At 37.8% G+C, this 6336-nt stretch carries 6 protein-coding genes; all 6 read left to right on the top strand.

What is annotated here, in order from left to right; translation table 11 throughout:
* Positions 1–163 precede the first annotated feature (163 nt).
* The 6 genes from CXF89_RS12380 (at position 164) to CXF89_RS12355 (ending at position 6335) form a co-directional block, all read left to right on the top strand.
* Positions 164–1336 (top strand): DNA polymerase III subunit beta, encoded by a 1173-nt coding sequence (locus CXF89_RS12380; RefSeq protein ID WP_121954767.1) that lies wholly within the window; start codon positions 164–166, stop codon positions 1334–1336.
* Between the two features lie 66 nt (positions 1337–1402).
* Positions 1403–3145 carry a ParB/RepB/Spo0J family partition protein gene (locus CXF89_RS12375; protein WP_121954766.1) on the top strand — a complete coding sequence of 581 codons (1743 nt, stop codon included), beginning with the start codon at positions 1403–1405 and terminating at the stop codon, positions 3143–3145.
* 116 nt (positions 3146–3261) lie between these two features.
* Positions 3262–3801 (top strand): hypothetical protein, encoded by a 540-nt coding sequence (locus CXF89_RS12370; protein ID WP_121954765.1) that lies wholly within the window; start codon positions 3262–3264, stop codon positions 3799–3801.
* A gap of 25 nt (positions 3802–3826) precedes the next feature.
* Positions 3827–4036: a hypothetical protein gene (locus CXF89_RS12365; protein ID WP_121954764.1), complete on the top strand. Its 210-nt coding sequence runs from the start codon at positions 3827–3829 to the stop codon at positions 4034–4036.
* Positions 4037–4163: 127 nt separating this feature from the next.
* Positions 4164–5510, top strand: coding sequence for a hypothetical protein (locus CXF89_RS12360; protein ID WP_121954763.1), 1347 nt, complete (start codon positions 4164–4166; stop codon positions 5508–5510).
* Positions 5511–5588: 78 nt separating this feature from the next.
* Positions 5589–6335, top strand: coding sequence for a PRTRC system protein B (locus CXF89_RS12355; protein ID WP_121954762.1), 747 nt, complete (start codon positions 5589–5591; stop codon positions 6333–6335).
* Position 6336 lies beyond the last annotated feature (1 nt).

Raw genomic sequence — 6336 nt, 5'->3', positions numbered from 1 at the left:
TCGATCACCTAATACGCTTGTACGTATTGACTCTTTTACGCTCAAACTATCTTCAACACTAGCTAACCCCATTATTTACGTAGGATTCAACCTAATTACCGTTCGGTAGTCAGGATTTCAAATAAACGTATTATTGATTTAACTTTTACGGAGAGTAGCCCTTATGTCTTTTATTAAATTACCCTGTGCAGACTTTATATCAATTTTAAACCCTATCGCTCGACTTGCTTGCTCAAACAAAAAGAGTAACGGTGTGCTTGAGTTCGCCCGTATTCTTATTACTAATAAAGGTGGCAAGCTTGCTGCCTACGCGAGTGCTTCAAATGGTGGTCAGTCTATGGCGCGTAGAATAGAAAATTTTGAAAGCGATATAGATATGCTGGGTGAAGATAAAGAGGTTTTACTTTCAGGTGAAAAGCTTTTATCGATTGTTAGTGCTTATACGTCTTTTGATGCAAACGAGCCTGTAAAAATCTCATGGGATGATTTTAGCGAAAATGGTGGGTTAATTACTGCCAAACGTTCAAAAATGAAAATTGATACCGCAGACCCTAGTGCCTACCCAGCACCACCAAAGTTAAGTGTTGAACATTCAGTATTAACTATTCCCCTAAAGCGACTTCAAGACGTACTTGGGCAAGCGCGTGGTTCTGTGGCTATCAAAAACAGCACAAGACCTGCCATAAATGGTGTAAATATAAAGCTAAACTGTTCAGCAAAAGTAATTTCTTTAACTGCTACCGATGGATACCGTGTTTACGATAATAAGCTTGATGTTACAAATTCTAAGAATGATTTCAATATCGTTATTCCAACTAAGTTAATTGATATGATTCAGGGACTAAAAGAAAATGATGCTAGTCAATTAGTTCGCCTACGTTGCGATACAAATTCGTGTGAAATTACCTTTAAAAGTACACTTATTCGCTCTCAGTTACTTGATAATAAATTCCCTGACTTATCCGAATTGTTTTTAAATGAACCAGATTGGTTAATGGATTTAGAGCAAAAAGATATGGCTGATGCATTGGGGCGCTTATCTGCCGCTATTGATAAGCGTCTACCCGCTATAGAGTTATTGATTGACGATGCAACTCAAGAAACCCATTTACGCACAGTGCAAGGCGGTAAAACGCTTGGTGAGGACTATCTTAAATCAAAGGTGACTCTTAAACCTGAAAATGCGCTATCTGTAAATTTAAACTTCCTAATGCAAGCAGTGGCTAACGTAACAAGCAAAATTGCGCGAATTGGACAACATCCGAAAGATAAATATCTCGTTATCCAAGGTGAAAATGAAACCAGCCGCATGATAGTGCTGCCACTGCGAACCTGACCAGTAGCCAGAATTTCGCAATTGGTTAGCATACTTGTAACTTATTAAGTCTTGGGAAGATTATTAATGAATACTGTAACTGAAAAGAATGAAACCGTAGCTACTACGGCAAATGCATCTATTGCTTCACGTAGCATCACTGTTAACCCTGCTGAACTAAAAGAGTTTAAAGGGGGTAACACGCGCAGAAAAAACGATGAACAGGCCTTTAACGAACTGTGTGAGTCAATTCGTAATATTGGCATTATACAAAAGCCTGTTGTTCGCACAAACAGTGAAGGTAAGCTTGAAATCGTTGTTGGCCACAGGCGCGTATCAGCGGCTATCAGTAACGGTTTAGAATTAATTGATGTTGAGCATAAAGAGCTTACAGACCGTGCAGCTATGGAGCAGCACCTTTGCGAAAATACAGTGCGTCAGGACTTAGACTTTGTTAGCCAAATCCAAGCGTCAAAACGCTGGTTAAGCTTTTTTAATGGCGATAGAGAGAGTGCAGCCAAGCGACTTATGTGGAGTGTAAAAAAACTAAACGAACGTCTTGAGCTTGTTCATTGTTGTGATCAAGTGCTGGACGCACTAGACCAAGGCAAGATTAAAGCTGGTCATGCTTTGATTTTATCTATCCTGCCAGAGAAAATACAAATCGGCACATTAATACGTGTTATTGATGAAAAATTGACTGTCGCTGAGTTAAAACAACGAGCAACTAAAGTTCAGTTGCCATTAGGTACGGCCAAATTTGATAAAGCAGATTGTAACTCATGTAAACATAACAGTGAGCGCCAAGTTGGTTTGTTCGATTTAGGTGATGAAAAAAGCTCTACGTGTTCGTTTGGTACATGCTACCGAAATAAGACACAAGCATATTTAAGTGACCAAAAAAATAAATTAGAAGAAAAATACGGTAAAGTTTTATTTTTTAGTGAGTCTAATCCAGCCGACAGACGAAAAGTTGATACTACTACCGTGGGTGAAGCACAATTCACTAGCGGTTGCGTCCTTTGCTCTAAGCGTATCAATATACTTGATGACCGCCCAGCACATGAAGGTGCTGTTATTGAAAGTCAGTGTATTGATGTTGACTGCAATGATAAGTGTGTTGCAGCACTCGCTAAAGCTAAAAAAGCAAAAACGAATAAAATTCAAAAGAGTATTCCGAAATTAGACAGCGACAATAAAAGTGTTCTTAATGAAACGGATACTGAAAACACTAGTTCGCCTGTTGAAACACAAGAGGCAGTTGAACCTGTTGCTTGCCAACCTTCAAACGTGGTCATTGAGTCACATAAAAAAGAGCTGGTGGACTTTGCTCGTAATGAATTAAAAGATAACGAGCTATTTAGATTAAGCCTTGCTGTTGCGTGTGTAACCAGCGCCCACTCTAAACAAAGAGGGTTTAATAATGTTGGTAAAATCGCTGCTGAACTTGCTTCAACCAAATCGAAAAAAGAAATATTGGATGAACTTTCAAAATCTATTACTAATTTTATATTAACAAGTGATGGTGCTGATAATGCGAATGCATTCCAATTTTATAAATTAGCATTTCAAAGCATTGATGGGCTTGCTGATAAAGCAGTTCAAGAATGGCAGCCGAGTAAAGAAAATATTTCAAGCTATACAATTGAGGGGCTTAAACAGCTATGTACTGGTAGTGGCTTTGCACAAGCCGCTAATGAACAAGCGGAGGATAGCTTTAAAACAATGCACTCTGCCAAAAAGACCGATTTTATTAAGTCAATTTTAGGCACTAAATTTAACTGGCAGAAGTACGCGCCACCAGCGTTATTGCAACTACTTAAACGCTAAACCCTTTTTACATAACTTCCCAACCCAAACCGCTACTTCCTGATCAGTAGCGGTTTTTTTCGTTTGTTTTACTATGTAGACACTTAAAACATAGATACTAACCAAGCGAGATAACCATGTTAAACACTCTTAAAAAAATCATTGATAGCGCGGCATTAGCGGGTGTAGCTATTAACGTTACATCAAAAAGCGACTCTGAGCTTGCTATCGTTTTCACTCCAAAATTAGCGGCATTAAGCAAGTCTGGTAAATCTGACATATTAGAAGATGGTAAGGCTAACGCTGAGAGCCATTTTAACCTTCGTGCAGCTCTATCAACCCCTTGGGTTATGACAGGTACACCTGAAAGCATTGAAACTCAGTTAAATGACTTTCTGCATAGTGCTGGCACTCCATTAGAACAAGCTAATTCTAATATGAATAACTCTAGCTTTATTGATGCCTTGAATAATGCGACTAAAGCAGTTGAGGCCAACAAAGCCCCAGCTCCTAAAGCAAATAAAAAAAACAATCCTGATACAACACCAGCAGCTACAACGACACCAGCTACAAAAGTAGTTGAAAGTGCGCCTGTTCAAACTCCTGTTGAAACTCAAGAGCCACCAGCAGTTGACCTCGATTTATTTAACGACTTCGATGATATTGACAGCATTTAATTTAATTAATTAAGGAATAATAACAATGAATACACAAACAAGAGTTTTTAAAATCGGTGCGCGTGAAATTAAAGCTCCTTTACCTAATGGCTCTCTACAAGAAAATGTTGAGCAATTAATGGTTAACTTCCCTATGTTTCGCTTCACACATGTTCTTGAAGTAGATGGTGTACCGCAATCTGATGGCTCAATTCTCTACGAAGTGGAGTTACCGCCATGCAAAACGAACGGCTAACACCGCAAGCTCAATTAAATTTAGATTATTTGATTGAGCTTAACAAAGCTGGAAACAGTGATAGCACAGTAAAAACGAAAGCTAGTAAGCCAAGTGCAAGCATAAAATTTAAGAAGGAATACAAAACATGCGATTCATCAAAGGTTGTGGTTTTGAAACAAAAATTAAAACAAATACACGCGCCAATACACGTATTAAGAATGTTTGCACCGCCATTAATGTAACTAACCCATTAGTTAGCCTTACTGGTGAAGCACTTGTTTATGAAAACTCTGATTATTTTAATTCGTTAAATGATAGCTATTATTTAAGCCAAGTGTCTGACTTTATGGAGCATTATTCTACTGCCATTATTAATGCCATTGATTTTAATTTGATTCACCCAAATCAACTACCTAATCTACGTCCGACAACGATTGATGAAGCAAAAGAGTCAATTAATCTTGTTCGTAACTTACTTGCTAACGTACCCGTTAAGCTTGTTGAACAGCTTATGCCGCATGTAGACACTGCTAAAAAAGACTTGATTGCTGGTGGTGTACCAACTGAGTTAATTGAGGAGTTTGATGCTCAATTTAGCCCTGAGTTTGACTTTGCTTACAACAATTCTGAACTTGTATTTGAGACACCTAGTATCGAAGGGTGTTTGATTGTTAACATTGATAGTTTTCGCTCTAACTCTAAAGCAGCCAGTGCGTTAGTGTCATTGTTATGCAAGGGTAACTTATTCGATCAAGGTCATAACGCAGCTTATTACAACCACATGGAAAGTGGTGAGCCAATCACGGACACCAAAACAATTGCACAAGTTAATAAGTTACTATCGAGCAAGTTAGATTTAGACGAATTACAAGGGCAAACTGCGTGGGTTAAGTTAGCGTTACCTTTACTCGCACTAATTGAAAAAAATTATGACATTGAAGTATCTGAATCAATTTTAATGAACTTTAATGACTTGGATACAGACCGATTAGCGGCCTGTGATGAAGATTACGTAGATGAACTCGCCACCAGCCGTCTAAGTATAGATTTTGAATTAGAGGAACTGGTGACTTTTTATCATCGAATACTTACTAGAATCGCCAGCTTTAGCTATTTGGCATCAAGGTTTCAAGACCCTGAAATGTTTTCAAAGCTTAACAACAAAAAGGCAAGTTCAGCTAAAATACTAACAGCAATTTATGATGTAGCCAGTAAAGCAACTGACAACGGCTATTTAGAAATAGATAATGAAGATCATGTTGGACTAAGAACGTTTGTATTAACTGATTACGTTTGTGGTGATAATGAAGCTGCCTACAGCGTGATTGACGACGTTTATAATCATGCTTATGAAGTAAACGAGCTAACATTAAACTATAAAGTATCACTGACTGACAGCGATATGACTACCGTAAGAAACACTTTGATTAATTCGTATTGTATGAACTTTTTATCTTTCCTTAGTCAGCGTTCAAAGCAATTTAGTTTTTAGTTTGGGTATTTCCGTTCGGTAGCCTGAATTTTCAAATATTTTATTATGAACCTATATTGAAATATAGGAGCGAATAGAATGTTTGCACAAAAGAGTTCTGATGATTATATAAAGCAAATCTTTAATATCCAAGAAGTAGGCGGCATGAAAGGCCGTTGTGCCATAGTTGTCAATCAGTATGATTCATCTACTTATCTGACTTACCATGACATTGATGCTGATAATAAAATCAAAGATGGTAAGTTCATTGACATTGCTCAAGCAGTAAAAGCACTCGCCATCTTGAATGATGATCCTATAGAAAGTGAAAGTAACTGGATAGATACAGATATTTTGTATTCAAGCGATAATCAATTAATCTGGTACGTACCCGCTCAAAAAAGAACACTTTGGTTTACTTCTGCTGAAACTAAATTTTCTGTAAAAGTTCACGCACCATCTTTTATTTTTTCTCTAAATCGTAATGCCCGAAATTTAAGAGTGTTTAGCTGTAAATCAAAATCTCGCCCAACCCCTGAAACAAAGCTCTACAACGCCCCATTGATGAATGTAAGTCTTAATGGCTCACTCTGCTTAGGCTCTGCGACATTGCCTGATAACGTTCAATCAGATAGCAAGCAAATACGTACTGCGTGTGAATCAGCGTTATTTGATACGAATTTTAGCCACGTAAATAACACTCAAACCTTTAAGAGTAAAAAAGAGGTGACGACTACGGGGCATGTAGCTTTTTGGAAGAAATTTGAAAAAGAAAATCGCGAACCTAAAGCGAGTGAGCTTGTATTGTCTACCGTGTCTTTTAAATCATTAACCCAAGGAGCATAAA

The organism is Pseudoalteromonas sp. MelDa3, assembly GCF_002863625.1.
In the GTDB taxonomy this organism is placed as follows: Bacteria; Pseudomonadota; Gammaproteobacteria; order Enterobacterales; family Alteromonadaceae; genus Pseudoalteromonas; species Pseudoalteromonas arctica.
Note: the sequence above shows the minus strand (reverse complement) of the source record. Positions and strands in the feature narration are given on the sequence as shown.